This window comes from Planococcus rifietoensis (assembly GCF_001465795.2).
Classification (GTDB): Bacteria; Bacillota; Bacilli; order Bacillales_A; family Planococcaceae; genus Planococcus; species Planococcus rifietoensis.
Map to the genome: position 1 here is coordinate 2,467,405 of NZ_CP013659.2, position 17,321 is coordinate 2,484,725.

Genomic DNA, 17,321 nt, shown 5'->3' on the forward strand with positions numbered 1-17,321 from the left:
CCCAGTGTTTTCGTATTTCCCCTACCAAGCGCTCGCTCGGGTCATAAGCCATTCCGGCTGTGCAGCAAAGAGCGCCGCTTCGCCAGATCGTCTTATGCCTGTCGGGGGCCCACAGGATGTGGGTCAGCTAAGCGTTGCGACAGGATGTCGCGCATTTAGCTTAGCTTCCGCTTTTGGGCACTTCCGCTTTTCTTCTTGTCCAGTTGCAGCGGCCTGCCTCTCGGGTCGTAAGCTGACTGTCCTGTGCGGCAAAAAGCGCCGCTTCGGGCATCCGTCTTACGCCTGTCGAGGCATAACGGCCGCTTCCACTTTTCTTCTTGTCTAGTTCCAGCGCCCAGATTCTCGGGGTCATAAGCCATTCCGGCTGTGCGGCAAAGAGCGCCGCTTCGCCGGACTGTCTTATGCCCGTCGAATCTGCACGGGCGCTTGCACTTTTCTAATAAAAAAAGTCCCCTGCAGTGAAACTGCGGGGGACTAACAGGACGGTTCGCAAAAACAAGCGCGTCCGGCCTGTCCTCGCAAGCTTTCGGTTCGGTGTTCATGAAGGCAGGTCTCCTGGCTTGTGGTCATCGCTTGCTGCGCCTTCCCGGGATCTCCCAGTGGCCTTGCAGTTCGCTCTCACATACAGTGGCGGGACCGCGCCGGAATTGCACCGGCTTCCCTTTTAACTCATGTTCTTAGACATAAGCACCTTCATGATTGCTATTCAGTTGATTTGATGACTCCATTATACACCGAAAGCTCTAGTTGTCTTCTACATTTTTTCAGGCGCTTGGACGCCAACTGTCTTCAAAGCGTTTGCGAGTGTTGTCTTAACCCCTTCGATCAAGGCAAGACGCGCACGCGTCAATTCTTCATTGCTGGCATCCAATACTTTATTGGCGTTATAGAAACTATGGAAGTTTGATGCCAACTCGTGAATATACGTCGTGACGCGATGAGGCGCACGAAGTTTTGCAGCGTCCGCGATGACTTGCGGGAAATCGCCGATTTTCTTCAATACTTCGATTTCCTTTTCGTCCGTCAACAGATCCAAGTGCTCAGTGGAAGCGGTGAAGTTCTGCTCCGCTGCCTGGCGCAATATCGAGCAGATGCGCGCATGTGCGTACTGGGAATAATAAACTGGGTTTTCGTTGGACTGGGAAACGGCCAAATCCAAGTCGAAATCCATATGGGAATCGCCGGAGCGCATCGCAAAGAAATAACGGACTGCATCAAGACCGACCAAGTCGACCAGTTCGCGCATCGTCACGGCTTTACCGGTACGTTTACTCATTTTCATTTTCTCGCCATCTTTATACAATTGCACCATTTGGATAATGCTTACTTCGAGCGTATCGCGGTCGTAGCCAAGCGCTTCGATTGCCGCTTTCATACGTGGGATGTAGCCATGGTGGTCAGCTCCCCAAATATTGATGAGCTTGTCGAAGCCGCGCTGGATTTTGTCTTCGTGGTAAGCGATATCCGGCGTCAAATAGGTGTAGGTGCCATCGTTTTTGATAAGCACACGGTCTTTGTCATCACCGAATGTTGTCGAGCGGAACCAAGTGGCGCCGTCTTCTTCGTAAATATGGCCATTGTCGCGCAGTTTTTTCAATGCGGCGTCGATCTTGCCGTTTTCGTAAAGGGAAGTTTCCGAATACCACACATCGAAATCGACGCGGAAATCCGCCAAGTCTTTCTGCAATTTCGCAAGCTCCACTTTCAAGCCGTGTTCACGGAATGCTTTATAGCGTTCTTGTTCAGTCATATGAAGGAATTTATCGCCGTGCTCTTCAACGAGTGCCGCAGCGATATCGATAATGTCCTGTCCACGGTAGCCGTCTTCAGGCATGCTTTCACCTTTGCCAAGCGCTTCGAAATAACGTCCTTCGATGGATAGCGCCAAATTATTGATCTGGTTTCCAGCATCGTTGATGTAATATTCACGGGACACGTCATAGCCGGCAAGGTCCAGAATATTGCACATGGAATCGCCGACAGAAGAGCCGCGTGCGTGTCCCAAGTGAAGATCGCCTGTCGGGTTCGCAGAGACGAACTCGACTTGTACGCGCTGGCTGTTGCCAGCGTTCGAGCGGCCATATTCCACGCCTTGCTCGAGTACAGTTTTAATGACATCGTTCAAATAATCTTTTTTGATGACGATGTTGATGAAGCCAGGGCCTGCGATTTCGACTTTTTCGATATTCGCTGACTGTGTATCCAAATTTTCCACAATGGCTTCTGCGATTGCGCGCGGCGGCTTTTTCGCAAGACGCGTCAATTGCATGGCCACGTTGGTTGCGTAATCACCGTTCGCTTTATCTCTCGGCGATTCCAATTGGACCTGAACCGGTTCTTCCGTAAGCCCCGCTTTTTGGACCGCTTCGGCGATCGCCTGTTTAATGTTTTGCTGTACTTGTTCTACTGCGTTCATTTGGTTCCCTCCGTAAACTGTATTTCCATTTCGTATTCGCCGGCAAAATCGTTTCCAAGCGCTAAATCATAGCGCACTTTGAAACGGCTTTCCGTCATGATGAGTTCATGTGCTTTGGTCGTGAGCATGAACGATTCTTCGCCGTGGCGCAAATTGCCGGTCTGTTCCTTATCCAATAGAAACGGCAGGCGCATCTGCAAACCTCCGCTGCGCATCACGACGGCATCTGTTTCACCGAGTTTGACCGTTGTCCGGATATCGAGATCATCTTGCCGCTCATCGTATTGCAGATAGCGGCGTCCGTTTTTCTCGGTCAGAACGCCTTCTGAACGCAGTTCCATCACTTGATCTTCAGCACCCGGCTGGCGGATGATCGTCGTCAATTTGATTTTCACCGATTTCTTCATGTGCATCCGCCTTTCCGATAAATAATAACCTTTTCATTATAGCCCGATTGACGCCGTTTTTTCAATCTAATCCGAGCCAGCTCCTTCGATGCTTCTATAAATGACAAAGGGCTCTCCATTGCCGTAATTTAGTTTTAGGCAAAAACAAAACCGGCCTCTTAAACCACAGGCCGGCTTTGCTTTCATTTTTGAAACTCGATGGGCGCTTCCGCTTTTCTTATTGTCTAGCTGCAGCGCCTAGCTCCTCGGGTCGTAAGCCGACTGCCCTGTGCGGCAAAGAGCGCCGCTTCGGTCATTCGTCTTACGCCTGTCGGAGCTGAACAGGCGCTTTCGCTTTCCTTATTTAACCCACCCTAGGATCATTTCGCGGATGAGTTTACTTGCGGTGTTCGCTGTTTGATCGGAATGATCGTAAACTGGCGCGAGTTCGACGAGGTCAAAGCCGACGACATTGACGCCTGATGCTGCGATGGCATGGATGGAGGCAAGCAGTTCGCGCGACGTGATGCCGCCAGCGTCGACCGTTCCCGTTCCAGGAGCGTGCGCTGGGTCGAGCACGTCCATGTCGATCGTGATATAGACCGGACGGCCGTCGAGTGTCGGCAGTACTTGTTTCAACGGCTCGAGCACTTCGAATTTATACAAATGCATGCCTTGCTCTTTCGCCCATTCGAATTCTTCTTTCATTCCTGAACGGATGCCGAACGAGTAGACGTTTTTCGGGCCGATGTGATCGGCAATTTTGCGGATCGGCGTTGAATGTGAGTATTCTTCGCCTTCGTAGTTTTCACGGAGATCGGTATGCGCATCGAAATGGATGATGGCAAGGTCGTCGTATTGGCTCGCGACCGCTTTCATCACCGGCAGTGACACCAAATGCTCGCCGCCCATGCCCATTGGGATTTTCCCGTCAGCCAATAGCGTGTGTACATAGGTCTCGATTTCGAGAAGGGATTTTTCCGGATTGCCGAATGGCAACGGGATATCTCCGGCATCGAAGAATTTCACATCTTCAAGCTCGCGGTCCAGGTACGGGCTGTATTCTTCCAGCCCGATCGACACTTCGCGGATTTTATTCGGGCCAAAACGCGATCCCGGGCGGTAGCTGACGGTCCAGTCCATCGGCATGCCGTAAAGGACTGCTTTCGACTCTTCGTAATTCGGATGGCTTTTGATGAATACTTTTCCTGAATAAGTTTCGTCAAAACGCATCTTATTCACCCGTCAAATCTTTCACGAATTTCGGCAAAACGAATGCCGCGTTGTGCAATTCCGGCGTGTAATATTTTGTTTCAATATCGTGGAAACGCTCAGCTGGAACTTCCAACGGGTTGTATTTTTTCGAACCGATCGTGAACGACCACAGACCGCTCGGATATGTCGGGATGTTCGCGAGGTATAGTTTCGTGATCGGGAAAATCTCTCTGACATCGCTTTGCACTTGTTTGATCAAGTCTGGCGTGAACCATGGGTTATCCGATTGTGCCACGAAGATGCCGTCTTCTTTCAAGGCCTTCGAGATGCCAGCATAGAAACCTTTTGAGAATAAGTTCACTGCCGGCCCGACCGGTTCAGTAGAATCGACCATGATGACGTCGAATTCGTTTTCCGATTCCGCGATGTGCATGAAGCCGTCGCCGACGATCACTTCAACGCGCGCATCTTCCAAACCGGATGCAATCGATGGCAAGAATTTTTTCGAGTACTCGATGACTTTGCCGTCGATATCGACAAGTGTCGCTTTCTTGACAGAAGGGTGTTTCAGGATTTCACGGATAACGCCTCCGTCTCCTCCGCCGACAACCAATACGTTCTCCGGGTTCGGGTGCGTGAACAACGGGACGTGCGCCACCATTTCGTGGTAGACGAACTCGTCTTTTTCAGAAGTCATGACCATGCCGTCCAAGAACAGCATATTGCCCCATTCGGCTGTTTCAGCCATTTCTAAATATTGGAAATCCGTTTGTTCTGTATGAAGCGTTTTATTGATTTTCATTGTGATGCCGAAGTTTTCGGTTTGTTTTTCGGTATACCAGAATCCTGCCATGTATAATCAAACTCCTTTATTTATCAGATTGAAATCACTTTACAAAGTATAAGTGTTTTCCGCAAAAGTGCAATACTCTTTTCCGCCACTTTTCTTTACCCGATTTGGCGTGGACTATGCATGGCGAATGCGGACGAGACCCCTCGGTAAGACTTAACAGGGATTCTGTTTTCATGCATGCAAAAAGGCTTTCTGCAAAGGGAATCGATTCCCTGCACAGAAAACCTTTTTGGCCTGATGGGCGCGGAGAAAGTGACATGAGGCATTGGGCTTGGGTTTGTCGCAATGGCTCATAGCACTTGCCCGCTATCAGGTGTCCTAGCTTTCTAGTTGAAAAGCTGTACTCTCAGTTTACTTTTTTTTCGGCTCAACTTCAACTGCCGGAAGAACTGAATTTCATCTTTCACATTTCGTTCAATAATCCAGCCTTATTGTGACAAATCATTGTGCAATTGTTCTAAGCTGCGCTCCCACATTTCAGGGTTGTGGGTCTTCAAATACTCGGCGAGCACTTTTTTCGATGGCGCGTCCATATGGTCGACGATGATTTTCCGCTTCATCGACTTATCCATCAAATTGACGTGGTCCGCCAAGATTTTGTAGCCACGCCGCTTCTCGCGGTTGACGACCATTTCACATGCCGTGACGCCGGCATAATAAGGGCCTGCTGGATTGAAATCGATCGTGATCCATACGAGCCAATAATCTTTTCCGCCTGCGGAATCTTCGCGGTTGGTCGTAAATTTGATGCCGCGTTCCGTCTGGCTTCTCGCGTGCATCGCGCCGATATCAAGCACCGCGTCTTGTTCTTCGACGTCGATGATGAGCGGCGAAACGTTCTCAAGCGATAAGGAACCGATGCCGTAGCCTTTATGCCCGTCTGTCGGATCGTCTTTTATAATGGTGAATCCCAATTTCTTTTTAGGCTTTTCTTCATTTGCCATTTGTACAATTCCTCCATTCTGATATGATAATGCTAACATCCAATGAAAAGGAGCTGCATCCATTATGCCATACGTAACTGTAAAAATGCTCGAAGGCCGCACAGACGAACAAAAACGCGCACTCGTCGAAAAGGTCACTGCCGCTGTATCTGAAACAATCGATGCCCCGCCAGAGAAGGTTTTTGTGTTCCTCGAAGATTTGAAGAAAAGCGAATATGCGGTCAACGGCAAGCTGTTGAACGACGAGTAGACAAAAACTCCCCGAGGGGAGTTTTTTTTTTATGCGAAAATGAATGGGCTCATCTCACTGCACCTTCCGCTGTTCGACTGCGCTTCAGGGACTGCTTGAGGCTCGCAGGAAGCGAGTCATGCAGCTGATGCGACAAGACGTCGCGTTTTCAGCTGCCCGGGAATGGGGCGGGTGTTGAGCCAAGGCGGAAGAGCACCGCCTTTGTCTCGCCAGCCCGCGCGGTCCCCCAGGCGTCGGCCTCCCTTTCGCTCCGTCTCTAGTTTGAGGGATGAATAGAAATTTCATCACCATCTCAGCTACTTATGCTGAATACAAAAACAGTATAATCGACTATAGTATTGCGTGCGGTTTTACGAAAGTTTCAATTGTTCGAGTTCGTCTAGAAAGCGGTAAGCTTCTTCGATTTCAGCTTCGGTGAAGTTGAGTTTGCCTTTGACGCTATGTAGTTTGGCAATTTGTTCGCTGCGCTCCAGATGGCCGAAGTATAAAAGCGTCGAGGCTAGTTCCAGGAAACGCGCGCTTTTGGCATTGAGCAAAGCGGCCGCCTCGGGATTTTTCGGAATTGAAGCGCCGACGGCATTGCGGAATTCCATGCCTTCGTCCGTTACAGCGTATTTATATTGCACATAGGAACCTTTGTCTTCAAGCGCTTCCGATAAAAAGCCCATATCGCATAATTCTTCGATCCGCGCCGTCAATTCTTCTGAGTACGGCCCATAAATGTGGAACTCGTATTTCTCCTTGAACGGGACATTGAGCTTTTTCATGATATAGATCATTTTCTGCAGTTTCTTTCGGCCGGTTACTCCTTCGGCCGTCGCGATAAAATCGACGATTCTTGCATGTTCTTGGAGCAACTAAATCCCTCCTTCTCTGAGCATCTCCAGGATTTGCTGCTTGATGGCTTTTTTCTTGCCGTCGATGAGCAGTTCCGCTGGAAAATACAATTTATAATCGGTTCGGCGTTTACCGGAAATGGCATCGACAATCTGCGACAGCCTTGAGAGTTCCTTAATATCGCCGTTTGGCATCAATAATTGGATCGGCAGGCGTTCTTCCTCTTCCCCCGGCCGGTAGAAATCATAAGGCAAATCGGAAGTCGAATCATCGATCAAATAATACTCAGGATCGATGCCCGCTTTCTTGAACAAAGCCGAAAGCTCACCGAGTTTTTTATAATCCGTCCCGGGATCGAAATCGACATATTGGAACAAACGGCGATTGACGAAACGGTCGCACAGGTCGGCGAGGATCGGGTCGCGCTCGTTTATCCACAACTGGAAATAAGTCATCAAGACACCTTCATCCAGTGCCAAATAATCGGCAAGCGAGAAGCTGCGGTCGAAAAAGGCGAGAAAATGGGTCGGCGGCTGCTGGAATTCGTAGCCGCTTTCGCTCAATTCTTTGGCTCGCTGCAAAATCTTCCGCAAAATGACTTCTGCGCTCCTTGCGACGGGGTGGAAATACACTTGCCAGTACATTTGGTAGCGGCTCATGATATAGTCCTCAACCGCGTGCATGCCGCTCGACTTGATGACGACTTGATCATCAAGCGGCCGCATGACGCGCAAGATGCGCTCCATATCGAAATGGCCGTAGGAAACGCCTGTGTAATAGGCATCGCGCTGCAAATAATCCATCCGGTCGGCATCGATCTGGCTAGAAATAAGCGAGACCACTTGTTTATTGGAATAGGTTTTGGCGATGACTTCCGCTACATGTCCAGGAAAATCAGGCGAGACTTTTTTCAAGATGCCGTTCACTTCCGTATCCCCTGTCAAAATCGCACGCGTGAATTCCTCGTGGTCGACATTGAATACTTTCTCAAATGAATGTGAAAACGGGCCGTGCCCAAGGTCGTGAAGGAGCGCTGCGCACAATACGGTCAAACGCTCGCTTTCATCCCATTCAGGGCGGCCGTGGAACACATCATCCGAGATGCGCCGGACGATTTCATAGACGCCAAGCGAATGGTTGAAGCGGCTGTGCTCCGCGCCGTGGAAGACGAGGTAGGATGTCCCGAGTTGTTTGATGCGGCGCAGGCGCTGGAACTCTTTCGAATTGACGAGGTCCCAAATCACTTGGTCGCGTACGTGGATATACCGGTGAACCGGATCTTTGAACACTTTTTCTTCAGCTAGTTTCTGTGTCGCGTAGCTCACGGGCACTCCTCCTCGAATCGTACTGGTTATTTTACACGAAACGAACGCTCATTCAAGCGTCCGTTCGAGCATTTTTTCATTGCGTTCAAGTACCCGCTTCAAATAAAACGAATACAATTCAAATTCTGCTTCCTGAAGCGGTATCGGCGACGGCGAGCCGAGCAGCGCATGCAAATCGAGCACGACTTCAGGAACGGTGATGTCGCGGCCGAGCAGTTCGCTGAGCGACGCCATCACTTGTGGCTGGATCTCCGGGTAGCTGAACTTGGTCTCTTCCCCTTGTTTGCCCGCTTCGTAAAACTCGCGGATCACTTCCGCCCGTCCCGCGCCGCTTCCTTCGATACACAAATACACTTGCACGGCGATGCCGCGGCGGATGCGTCGCTGGGAGATGCCGGCGAATTTCTTTCCGCCGATGCTCAAGTCGTAACTGCCCGGGCAATACGAACCGACGATTTCGTAGGCATCGATGTCCGCTTCCGGAAACAAGGCTTCGACGAGTTCAACCATCATATCGTAGCCTTGAGGGATGTCGATGGCGCCTTCTTTTTCCGACAGGACGATGGAGATGTTCAACACGCCAGAATCCAGGACAACCGCCAGGCCGCCGGAATTGCGGACGATTGCCTGGTAGCCATTGTCTTCTAGAACTGCCATCGCTTGATCGATATGAGGCAAGCGGTGGTCCTGGATGCCAAGCACGACGGTGTCATCGTGCACCCAAGTCCTGACCGTTGGCGGGCTTTTCTGCGAGCCGACCAATTCACATAGCGTGTCATCCGCCGCGAATGATTCGAGCGCCGAACGTTTACGCGCGCTCAAGGATTGGTCCCAAAAGCGCCAGTTTTTCTCTTCCATAAATAAAGCCATGCTGTCATTCTCCTCTTTTTGAGTTCACTGTTTTCAGTTTACCCTTTTCCGTGCAGGCTGAAAAGGCGCTGTGCCCATGGCAAATTGGTGACAGGCCGCATTCGGATAGGAACTTATATCTTTCATATGATAAACTGTGGAAGAGAGATTCACATAAAAGGAGTGTTCTACTGATGAATGAAGCAGCAATCACATTAGACGGCTGGTACGTGCTCCACGATTTCCGTTCAATGGACTGGGTCGCGTGGAAAATGCTCGACGACGAAGAGCGCCAATTCGCGATCGACGAGTTCAATATGTTCATGGAAAAAGTTAACCAAGCTGACGAAAACAAAACCGGTGCCCACGCCCTTTATTCCATCATTGGCCAAAAAGCCGACCTCATGCTCATGCTTTTGCGTGAAACGATGGATGAATTGCGCGAGCTCGAAACCGAATACAATAAATTAACGTTGATCGCCTACACAGTGCCGACGTACTCTTACGTTTCTGTGGTCGAGTTGTCAAACTACCTGTCAGGCGAAAGCAACGAAGACCCTTACCAAAATCCGCATGTCCGTTCGCGCCTGTACCCAGAGCTTCAACGCTCCCAGTACATTTGCTTCTATCCAATGGATAAGCGCCGCGAAGGCAATGACAATTGGTACATGCTGCCGATGCAGGAGCGCAAAGATTTGATGCTGTCACACGGCAAAATCGGCCGCAGCTACGCAGGCAAAGTCAAACAGATCATTTCCGGTTCTGTCGGATTCGATGATTACGAATGGGGCGTCACCTTGTTTGCAGAAGACGTTCTCCAATTCAAGAAGCTTGTCTACGAAATGCGTTTCGATGAAGTATCCGCCCGCTACGGCGAATTCGGTTCATTCTACGTCGGCACGATTCTCGACAAAGAAAAGACCATAAAATTCCTAGAAGTATAAATATCTCCAAAGCGCCGCATCCTTTCATCAGGATGCGGCGTTTTTTGGCATCACACGTCTCGTGTTTGAGTGGACTTTCGATTTTCCGCCATAATCTCCCTATCGACGCCTTCCATTTATTGGGTATACTAAAAGAAAAACGAGGTGTTTGTATGTTCGTGATGCGCCAGACACATTATGCCAAATGGGCTCTCGCTTTCTTGCTTCTCGTATTGATCAGCAATTTTTTAGTCTACCGCTCCCCTTTCTCGTCCGATGTGATACCGGACGAGAGCTTTTGGCTCGTTGCCGGCTCTTTGGTTGATTTTGCAATTGTCGTTCCTTTATTGGTGCTCCTGTCTTTCCGCATAAATGCCAAACAACTGCTCGCAGTCATAGCTGCCGGGTTGATTGCCGCACGCTTCATCATTCCTGCGCTGTATTTTGAACCCTTCGCCTCCTTATTCTACATAGGCGTCGCAATCGAAATTTTCGTATTGTTAGCAGAACTGGCCTTGCTCGGCCTATTGCTCATGCACACCCCGAAAATCCGGCGTTTCATGAGCCAACAACACGGCAGCCCACTTTTCACTTTGTTTCCTGCCGTGCATGAGAACGTCAAGCCAAATCCGCTCATCCATATCGTGCTGTCTGAAGCGCTCGCGTTTTACTATGCCTTTTTTACGTGGAAAAAACAGCCTCCAAGCGATTCGACAACCATTACCCTCCATAAAAATACCAGCCTCATCGCATTTAATATCATGCTTATCCATGCCATCGTTATCGAGACCATCGGCATTCATTGGTGGCTTCACGACAAATCCGCTGTACTCTCTATCGTCCTGCTCGTCTTGAATGTTTATAGCGTCATTTATTTCATTGGCGATATCCAAGCCACCCGATTGAACCCCTTGACCATTTGCGACGGGAACTTGAATGTGTCACTAGGGTTGAACAAGCGAATCAGCGCACCGCTCGACTCGATTCGAGCGGTGCGTTGGGTCGCAAAACCAGAGGCCGATGCACTGTCTTTCGTCGCCAAAGATTTTGAAGAACCGGAACCTCAAGTCGTAATCGATTTCCATACGCCCCAGCAGGCAGTGTTGTTTTTTGGAAAAACACAGCCCGTCTCACAAATCGCATTAAAAGTGGACGATCCCGCAAAACTGAAGGACTTACTGGATTCAGTGAAATAAAAGAAAAAAAGTTGCCCGCACATACAGGCAACTTTTTCATGTATTTCATTAAAGGCTTCGTTATGCTTCCGTTAAGCTCTTGTTCCCGTTGTCTGTAGATGGTTTAACCTTCTTCACAGAGGGCACCGTCAATATGACGCGGCCGAATGGCAATTTCTGGACAAGCATGATGATTCCGACGGTAATGGCCATGACCACTACGTACCATACCGGAAATAAGGAAAGTGTCCATACGCCTTCCGGTAAATTGCGCTGCAGCATATTGATGACGAACGGATGGATCAAATAAACCCCCATCGACATCGCGCCAAGCCTGGAGGCAAGCGTATGAAGCAATGGATTTCGTGCAACTTTCTCGGAAATGGCCATGATGAACAAAATGAGGATCGGCAAATTGATGATATTGGAAACACGATTGGATCCTATGTAACGTCCCCATTCATATTCAACGGCCGCGAAATAGAGGATCAGCAACACCCCAACGAATAACCCGACTCGCCATTTATACGCCCATTGTTTCGCAGCTTCCCAGTTGTAAGCAAGAAAACCGCCGAAGATGAAGAAGAAAATCCATTTCGGCAAAAAGGCGCGCTGCTCCATAATCATCCCAAGCAGGCCATCAAATTGCGACGGGTCCATAAACTTCATCGCATAAACGTGAACGATAGCCGATGCAGCCAGTGCAATGATCCAAGCCGCCTTGCCTTTGATCAATTGCAGCAAAGGGAAGATCAAATAAAATTGCAACACGATGGAAATGAAATAAAGATGGGAATACGTCTCCCCAAACGCCACTTCGAATAAAAACCGCTTGATTCCCGCATCCAGTGGGTTAGCCCCAAAAACCATCCACAAATAAAACAAGTAGAAGGCCGTCCAGAACAAGAAAGGAATGACGATTTTCTGCAAACGCGACGTGAAGAAGCGCTGAAAGAAAAACCCTTTGTTTTTTACTTGCAAAAATAACAGCAGCCCGCTGACGATGGCAAAAATCGGCGTCCCAAATCGGCTCGCCTGATTGAGGAATAAAATGACATCCTCCCATTCACCCCGCTGGACATAATATAACGCTGATACATGGACGAGCACGACCATTAGGCAGCCGATTGCGCGCATCACATGTATATCAAAAATATGAGCTTGCTGTTTCATATGTATCTACACCCTTATCCGTTAATCAAACCTTATCCATTGTATGACTACAGATGATAGGGATACAACATATTTACAAAAACTTAACGTAATCTGTTAAAATTTCCATTCTTCTGAGCAGTGGAAATGTTCTTGCCAATATAAAAAGCTGCCTGCATATGCCATGCAGGCAGCTTTTTCCTTCTCATTACAATGCCTTCGACGCCGCGATGATGACCATAACCCATCCCGCGATGAACGCAACGCCGCCGATTGGCGTGATGGCACCAAGCACGCTGATGCCCGTTAAGCTCAGAACATACAGACTGCCCGAGAAAATCACGATTCCGGCAAGCATCAAATACCCGGCCCAATTCAGTGAACCGAGCGGGCCGATGAGCGCTGAACTCATCAAAATGGCGACGGCGATCAAGCCGATGGAATGGAACATTTGGTATTGAACCGCCGTTTGCCATGTATCTAAATATTTATCTGCTACTCGGCCTTCGAGCATATGTGCCCCAAAAGCGCCAAATGCGACGGCCAGCAGCCCATTGACCGCTCCCGCTATCAAGAAAAATTTCATTTGTTTCTTCCTCTTTCCATTTAAAATTCAAAAAGCGAATCGCCGTTTGCCCCTTCTTCCTGAAGCCTTGTGGCAGCGGGAACCGACTGTGGCCGATTCACCGTTTCGGTTGCGGCAAGCGGCATGGCGCGCGGTTTTTTCGGCGCCCGCATGCCGTCTTCTAGAAGCAGGTCGCATAAGGCACGGATTGCAGCAAGGGATTCACGGATTTTTTCCGGTTCGCCATCCCGTGCGCGGGCCGTATGCTTATCGATTTCGTCTAAAATACGTATCGTTTCGATGCCCATGTTTCATGGCCCCTCTCGCTATTAGTCCCATCCAGTTTACCACGTCCGAGCTGAATTCGTCAGTCCAGGCAGAAATCGATCGGTGCTTCACCGCGCGATTGTAACAGCTTGTTCACTTTTGAAAATGGCTTGCTACCAAAAAATCCGCGATGCGCGCTGAGCGGGCTCGGATGAGGCGCTTCGATGATGTCATGGCGTTTGGTATCAATAAGGCGTTTTTTCGTCTGTGCCGGCTTGCCCCACAAGATGAAGATAACCGGCGCTTCACGTTCCGATAATTTCCGGATAACTTCATCCGTAAACTGCTCCCATCCTTTTTTCTGGTGCGAATGCGCTTGCCCTTGCCTTACCGTCAAGACGGTGTTGAGCATGAGCACCCCTTGGTCAGACCATTTCGTCAAAGTCCCATCCACCGGCTTTTCACAGCCAATGTCGTCTTCGAGTTCTTTGAAGATATTACGCAGGCTCGGCGGATGTGCGATGCCTGGCTGAACGGAAAAGCTCAAGCCGTGCGCTTGATTCGGCCCATGGTAGGGGTCTTGCCCGAGGATGACTGCTTTGACATCTTCATAAGCCGTATGTTCAAAGGCATTCCATATATTCTCCATTACCGGGTAAATCGTTTCTTTGGCATATTCTTCTTTTAAGAACTCCCTCAACTCTCTGTAATAACTTTTGCCGAATTCTTCTCCTAATATTTCTTGCCAATCATTGGTGAAAATTTCTTTGGTCATTGTATCTACTCCTTCGATAACTCATTTTTCTTTTCAATACCCCATCTTTTTTTCTCTAGTCTTCTTCGCCTGCAAGCGCTTCAATTCACCACTCCGCCGTGTTACGATGGAGAAAAGGGGCGAAATACATATGGCAGACTGGCGGCAAAGGATTTCCGATATTTCCAAAACGAAAGGCGATAGTGCACCCGAAAGCGCTAAACGCGCCGGCATGGGCTGCCTGATCGGCTTGATTGTTGCAGCAGCCATTTTAACATTGGTGATGGCGGTTGGACTATTCACTAGCGGCCATTTGGTTATTGGAGGCATCACGCTGTTATTTTCTTTCGCTTCCATTGCGACAGTGATGGCCTTGGCTTGGCCGCACAGGCCCAAACCGTTGTAAATGGCGCAAAATTTCTATAAAATTAGCTCAATGACTAAATAGCCTAAAGGAGATTGACTTATGACACTCAAAAAGACACTCACCATTGCAGGATCCGATACTTCCGGCGGCGCTGGCATCCAGGCCGACTTGAAGACGTTCCAGGAACACGGCACATACGGCATGAATGCTTTAACGGTCATCGTCACGATGGACCCGGACAACCATTGGAGCCATGGTATCCACCCGATCGCGCTTGACACGCTAGATGCCCAGTTGAAAACAGCATTCTCCACTGGGATCGACTCCTTGAAAACCGGCATGCTGCCGACCGTCGATATCATCGAAATGGCTGGTAAGGCCATCGAAGCATCCGGCATTACCGATGTTGTCATCGACCCGGTGATGGCATGTAAAGGCGAAGACGAAGTGCTATTCCCTGAAAATGTCGATGCGATGGTTAAATACCTGCTGCCGCACGCAAAAGTCGTAACACCGAACCTTGTAGAAGCTGGTCAATTGTCAGGACTCGGCACACTTCACACAGTCGAAGACCTGCAAAAAGCGGCGGAAAAAATCCATTCACACGGTGCGAAGTTCGTCGTGATCAAAGGCGGCAAGCAATTGAAACACGAAAAAGCAGCCGACCTTCTCTATGACGGAGAAAAACATTACCTGTTGACGGCTGAGAAAACCGATACGACTTACAACCACGGCGCCGGCTGTACGTTCGCTGCGGCGATTACGGCCAATCTTGCCAACGGCCAATCGGTCAAAGATGCGGTATACAACGCGAAAATCTTTGTTTCTACAGCGATTGCGCACGGCTGGAAGCTGAACGAATACGTTGGCCCCGTCATGCACGGAGCTGCGAATAAATTCCACAAAGCTGAAGTGGACGTTGTAGAACTATAATTCAATCAGATTTAAAAGGAGGGCGCACAGGCGCCCTCCTTTTTATATTGCCGGTTCTCGGCCGGAAATGTTCCGCCCGAAAAACCCTCCCCTTTAGTGATTGTTCGGACAGCCCGCTTCAGTTGGGGTAATCTTCATTTTTCAACCGCACCATTTTCTCCCGTAGCTGTTGACGGTTCCATTCGACGAGCGGATCGTCTTGTGCGGATTGGCGATTTTTTTGATTTTCGGCTTTTTCGAACGCAGGTAGCCTTCCATCATCAGTGATACTGAGAAAATAGCCAGCCCGATAAACAGCACTGGCATAAGCGGCAGCCACGGCGCCCCTTGCAAATAGCGGAATGTTGAACCGAACAGTCCCGCCCATTCGTAGGAAATCGACATTGGCGGGTCACCGAATAATGGGTCGTAGCTGACTTTTGTGCCTCCGAGAAACAAATTCAGCAACCCGAGATGTGCGAGGATGATGAAAGTTTCCATCACTTGCTGGCCATACAGAACAGCGATTTTCTCGCGCATTTGCGGGTACAGATGTTTTCGGATAATGCGCAATCTCCCAGCGCCGAGTGTTTTCGCGGCGAGTATGTATTCCTTATCCTTGAGCAATGCCGCTTCATTCGCGATGAGGATTGAAACGATCGGCACCGTCAATATTGCCATCATCACCACCTGTATGGCAATGCGTTCCCATAAAGTGGTCGAAAACCCTTCCTCCGGCATCCATAACACCGGCGTCAGTACATAAGCTGCAAACAAAGTCAGCGGGATATAATGCATTGAATCGGCAAAACTTGAAAGCCATTTCCGGTGCTTGTCCAGATAGATTCCAAGTATGTAACCGGCCGGTACAGCGATCAGCATGCGCAAGGCAGCCACGGCCAATGCCGCCAGGATGGTGTATTTTGCGCCGAGCATCAGTTTCCCGAGCAAATCATAGCCGTACTGGTCTGTCCCGAGCGGATATTGCCAGCTTGGTGAAAGAGGGGCTCCTTCCACCGCTCGGCCGTTTTCCATCACATAATAGATTTGACGGGGCACATTTCCCCAAATCCATTCATAGACAAAACTGCCGACGAGAAAAAAGGCCAAAATGCTAAAGCCAATTACAAAATAAGGCTGTTTCCACATTTACGCCACCGCCTTTTTATGCCGGCGGGAAATGAAAAACCATTCTCCAAAGCTATACAGCAGGAACATCGGCAGGAAAAAGCTGAAGATCGCGACCAAAAATCCCATCGGATGCATATTCCCGCTCAGAAACAGCATGATACCCGGGAGATTGAACATCAATTCCAATACAAACAGGTTCGACAGCATGAACCACATCGTCTTTTTGGACTGGAAGAAGACGCTGATGATAGCGTTGCGGAACATATGGACGAGAACGATGTACACTTTTGAAAACCCGAGTGCGCGCGCCAGTTCCACATACATTTGGCGCTCTTCTTCCTGGAATGTCAGCATCGACAGGCGGTACAGTTGAATCGTCGGTAAGATGGCGAGGCACAGGGCTGGAAGCCAGTAGATGCGGTCATCGCCGGCCACAGCAATTTTTGAAATTAAAATGCCTGTCTGCTTGAAAAACACGATGACCAAAAGCTGCGCCAACATGATGATCAAAAGATCTGGAATTGATTCCAAAAAATAAAGTACCATCTTCACCCGTTCACGCACCTTTTCCGCCAGCAACATGGTCACGACCGTCAATACCAGCGAAACGGCAACCGCTGCGATCAAAGCCATAAACAAAATTTCGAGCGAATACACAATATAGGCAGAAACGTTCGGAAATAATGCAATTTCCTGCCCCGCCCTGTAATTGAAGAAAGTGATCTCGCCAATCGGCCAAAGCCCTTCCAATGTTGTCCGGATGGATTCGAAATATGCTTGCCATCTCCACTCGCCCAAAAGCCAGCCAGCAATCAGGATTGGCAAACTGCCGGCCAGTATGATTCCGGATATGGCCATCAAAATATTCAATAAGGCTTTCATGCTCCCCATCCTTTTTTGGAAAATTCTCTCTTTCTTCATTCTATCATTATTCTGTACGCCTTAGAGCATAGGAATCGCATTCGTCCGCTGAGTTCCTTATACTGTTAGAATACCGATT

20 protein-coding genes and 1 riboswitch are annotated in these 17,321 nt (G+C 49.3%); of the genes, 5 read left to right on the forward strand and 15 right to left on the reverse strand.

Features of this window, described 5'->3' with window-relative positions; all coding sequences use genetic code 11:
- Positions 1-160: 160 nt before the first annotated feature.
- The 6 genes from AUC31_RS17745 to AUC31_RS12245 all read right to left on the reverse strand — a co-directional run bounded on the left by AUC31_RS17745 (position 161) and on the right by AUC31_RS12245 (position 5,814).
- Positions 161-352, reverse strand: coding sequence for a hypothetical protein (locus tag AUC31_RS17745; protein ID WP_157073498.1), 192 nt, complete (start codon positions 350-352; stop codon positions 161-163).
- 176 nt (positions 353-528) lie between these two features.
- Positions 529-710, reverse strand: a riboswitch (cobalamin riboswitch).
- A gap of 44 nt (positions 711-754) precedes the next feature.
- A complete protein-coding gene (gene argS / locus AUC31_RS12225) occupies positions 755-2,416 on the reverse strand; it encodes an arginine--tRNA ligase (protein WP_058382920.1) in 1,662 nt (553 codons plus the stop codon).
- On the reverse strand, positions 2,413-2,823 hold the full coding sequence (locus AUC31_RS12230; protein ID WP_058382919.1) for a YwiB family protein: 411 nt from the start codon (positions 2,821-2,823) through the stop codon (positions 2,413-2,415). Before AUC31_RS12230 ends, argS begins: the two co-directional genes overlap by 4 nt.
- A 339-nt stretch (positions 2,824-3,162) precedes the next feature.
- Positions 3,163-4,035 carry an agmatinase gene (speB, locus tag AUC31_RS12235; protein WP_058382918.1) on the reverse strand — a complete coding sequence of 291 codons (873 nt, stop codon included), beginning with the start codon at positions 4,033-4,035 and terminating at the stop codon, positions 3,163-3,165.
- Position 4,036: 1 nt separating this feature from the next.
- Entirely contained in the window at positions 4,037-4,870 is an 834-nt protein-coding gene (speE, locus tag AUC31_RS12240; RefSeq protein WP_058382917.1) for a spermidine synthase, read from the reverse strand.
- 428 nt (positions 4,871-5,298) lie between these two features.
- Positions 5,299-5,814, reverse strand: a complete 516-nt coding sequence (locus tag AUC31_RS12245; RefSeq protein WP_058382916.1) for a YwhD family protein — start codon at positions 5,812-5,814, stop codon at positions 5,299-5,301.
- Between the two features lie 64 nt (positions 5,815-5,878).
- Here AUC31_RS12245 and AUC31_RS12250 point away from each other — a divergent pair, with 64 nt between their 5' ends.
- Positions 5,879-6,064 (forward strand): 2-hydroxymuconate tautomerase, encoded by a 186-nt coding sequence (locus tag AUC31_RS12250; protein ID WP_058382915.1) that lies wholly within the window; start codon positions 5,879-5,881, stop codon positions 6,062-6,064.
- Positions 6,065-6,414: 350 nt separating this feature from the next.
- Here AUC31_RS12250 and AUC31_RS12255 read toward each other — a convergent pair whose 3' ends face one another.
- From AUC31_RS12255 to lipL, 3 genes are read right to left on the reverse strand one after another with little or no spacing between them, the layout of a single operon-like run.
- Positions 6,415-6,921 carry a YwgA family protein gene (locus tag AUC31_RS12255; RefSeq protein ID WP_058382914.1) on the reverse strand — a complete coding sequence of 169 codons (507 nt, stop codon included), beginning with the start codon at positions 6,919-6,921 and terminating at the stop codon, positions 6,415-6,417.
- Positions 6,922-8,226 (reverse strand): HD domain-containing protein, encoded by a 1,305-nt coding sequence (locus AUC31_RS12260; protein ID WP_058382913.1) that lies wholly within the window; start codon positions 8,224-8,226, stop codon positions 6,922-6,924.
- A gap of 48 nt (positions 8,227-8,274) precedes the next feature.
- The gene (lipL, locus tag AUC31_RS12265) at positions 8,275-9,096 is read right to left on the reverse strand and encodes an octanoyl-[GcvH]:protein N-octanoyltransferase (protein WP_058382912.1); all 822 of its coding nucleotides are present in this window, start codon (positions 9,094-9,096) and stop codon (positions 8,275-8,277) included.
- A gap of 173 nt (positions 9,097-9,269) precedes the next feature.
- Between lipL and hemQ the strand changes: the two genes are divergently transcribed.
- Complete coding sequence (gene hemQ / locus AUC31_RS12270; protein WP_058382911.1) at positions 9,270-10,019, forward strand: hydrogen peroxide-dependent heme synthase; 750 nt, start codon at positions 9,270-9,272, stop codon at positions 10,017-10,019.
- 152 nt (positions 10,020-10,171) lie between these two features.
- Positions 10,172-11,194, forward strand: a complete 1,023-nt coding sequence (locus tag AUC31_RS12275) for a hypothetical protein (protein WP_058382910.1) — start codon at positions 10,172-10,174, stop codon at positions 11,192-11,194.
- A gap of 60 nt (positions 11,195-11,254) precedes the next feature.
- Here AUC31_RS12275 and AUC31_RS12280 read toward each other — a convergent pair whose 3' ends face one another.
- The 4 genes from AUC31_RS12280 to AUC31_RS12295 all read right to left on the reverse strand — a co-directional run bounded on the left by AUC31_RS12280 (position 11,255) and on the right by AUC31_RS12295 (position 13,932).
- A complete protein-coding gene (locus AUC31_RS12280; RefSeq protein ID WP_058382909.1) occupies positions 11,255-12,346 on the reverse strand; it encodes an acyltransferase in 1,092 nt (363 codons plus the stop codon).
- A gap of 187 nt (positions 12,347-12,533) precedes the next feature.
- Positions 12,534-12,911 (reverse strand): DUF423 domain-containing protein, encoded by a 378-nt coding sequence (locus tag AUC31_RS12285; RefSeq protein WP_058382908.1) that lies wholly within the window; start codon positions 12,909-12,911, stop codon positions 12,534-12,536.
- 20 nt (positions 12,912-12,931) lie between these two features.
- Entirely contained in the window at positions 12,932-13,198 is a 267-nt protein-coding gene (locus AUC31_RS12290) for a YwdI family protein (RefSeq protein WP_058382907.1), read from the reverse strand.
- Between the two features lie 59 nt (positions 13,199-13,257).
- Positions 13,258-13,932 (reverse strand): uracil-DNA glycosylase, encoded by a 675-nt coding sequence (locus tag AUC31_RS12295; protein WP_058382906.1) that lies wholly within the window; start codon positions 13,930-13,932, stop codon positions 13,258-13,260.
- Between the two features lie 130 nt (positions 13,933-14,062).
- Here AUC31_RS12295 and AUC31_RS12300 point away from each other — a divergent pair, with 130 nt between their 5' ends.
- Positions 14,063-14,317: a hypothetical protein gene (locus AUC31_RS12300; RefSeq protein ID WP_058382905.1), complete on the forward strand. Its 255-nt coding sequence runs from the start codon at positions 14,063-14,065 to the stop codon at positions 14,315-14,317.
- Positions 14,318-14,377: 60 nt separating this feature from the next.
- Positions 14,378-15,211: a pyridoxine/pyridoxal/pyridoxamine kinase gene (gene pdxK / locus AUC31_RS12305; RefSeq protein ID WP_058382904.1), complete on the forward strand. Its 834-nt coding sequence runs from the start codon at positions 14,378-14,380 to the stop codon at positions 15,209-15,211.
- 141 nt (positions 15,212-15,352) lie between these two features.
- Here pdxK and AUC31_RS12310 read toward each other — a convergent pair whose 3' ends face one another.
- Both AUC31_RS12310 and AUC31_RS12315 read right to left on the reverse strand, forming a co-directional pair.
- Positions 15,353-16,339 (reverse strand): ABC transporter permease, encoded by a 987-nt coding sequence (locus AUC31_RS12310; protein WP_237150599.1) that lies wholly within the window; start codon positions 16,337-16,339, stop codon positions 15,353-15,355.
- Positions 16,340-17,203 (reverse strand): ABC transporter permease subunit, encoded by an 864-nt coding sequence (locus AUC31_RS12315; protein WP_237150600.1) that lies wholly within the window; start codon positions 17,201-17,203, stop codon positions 16,340-16,342.
- Between the last annotated feature and the right edge of the window lie 118 nt (positions 17,204-17,321).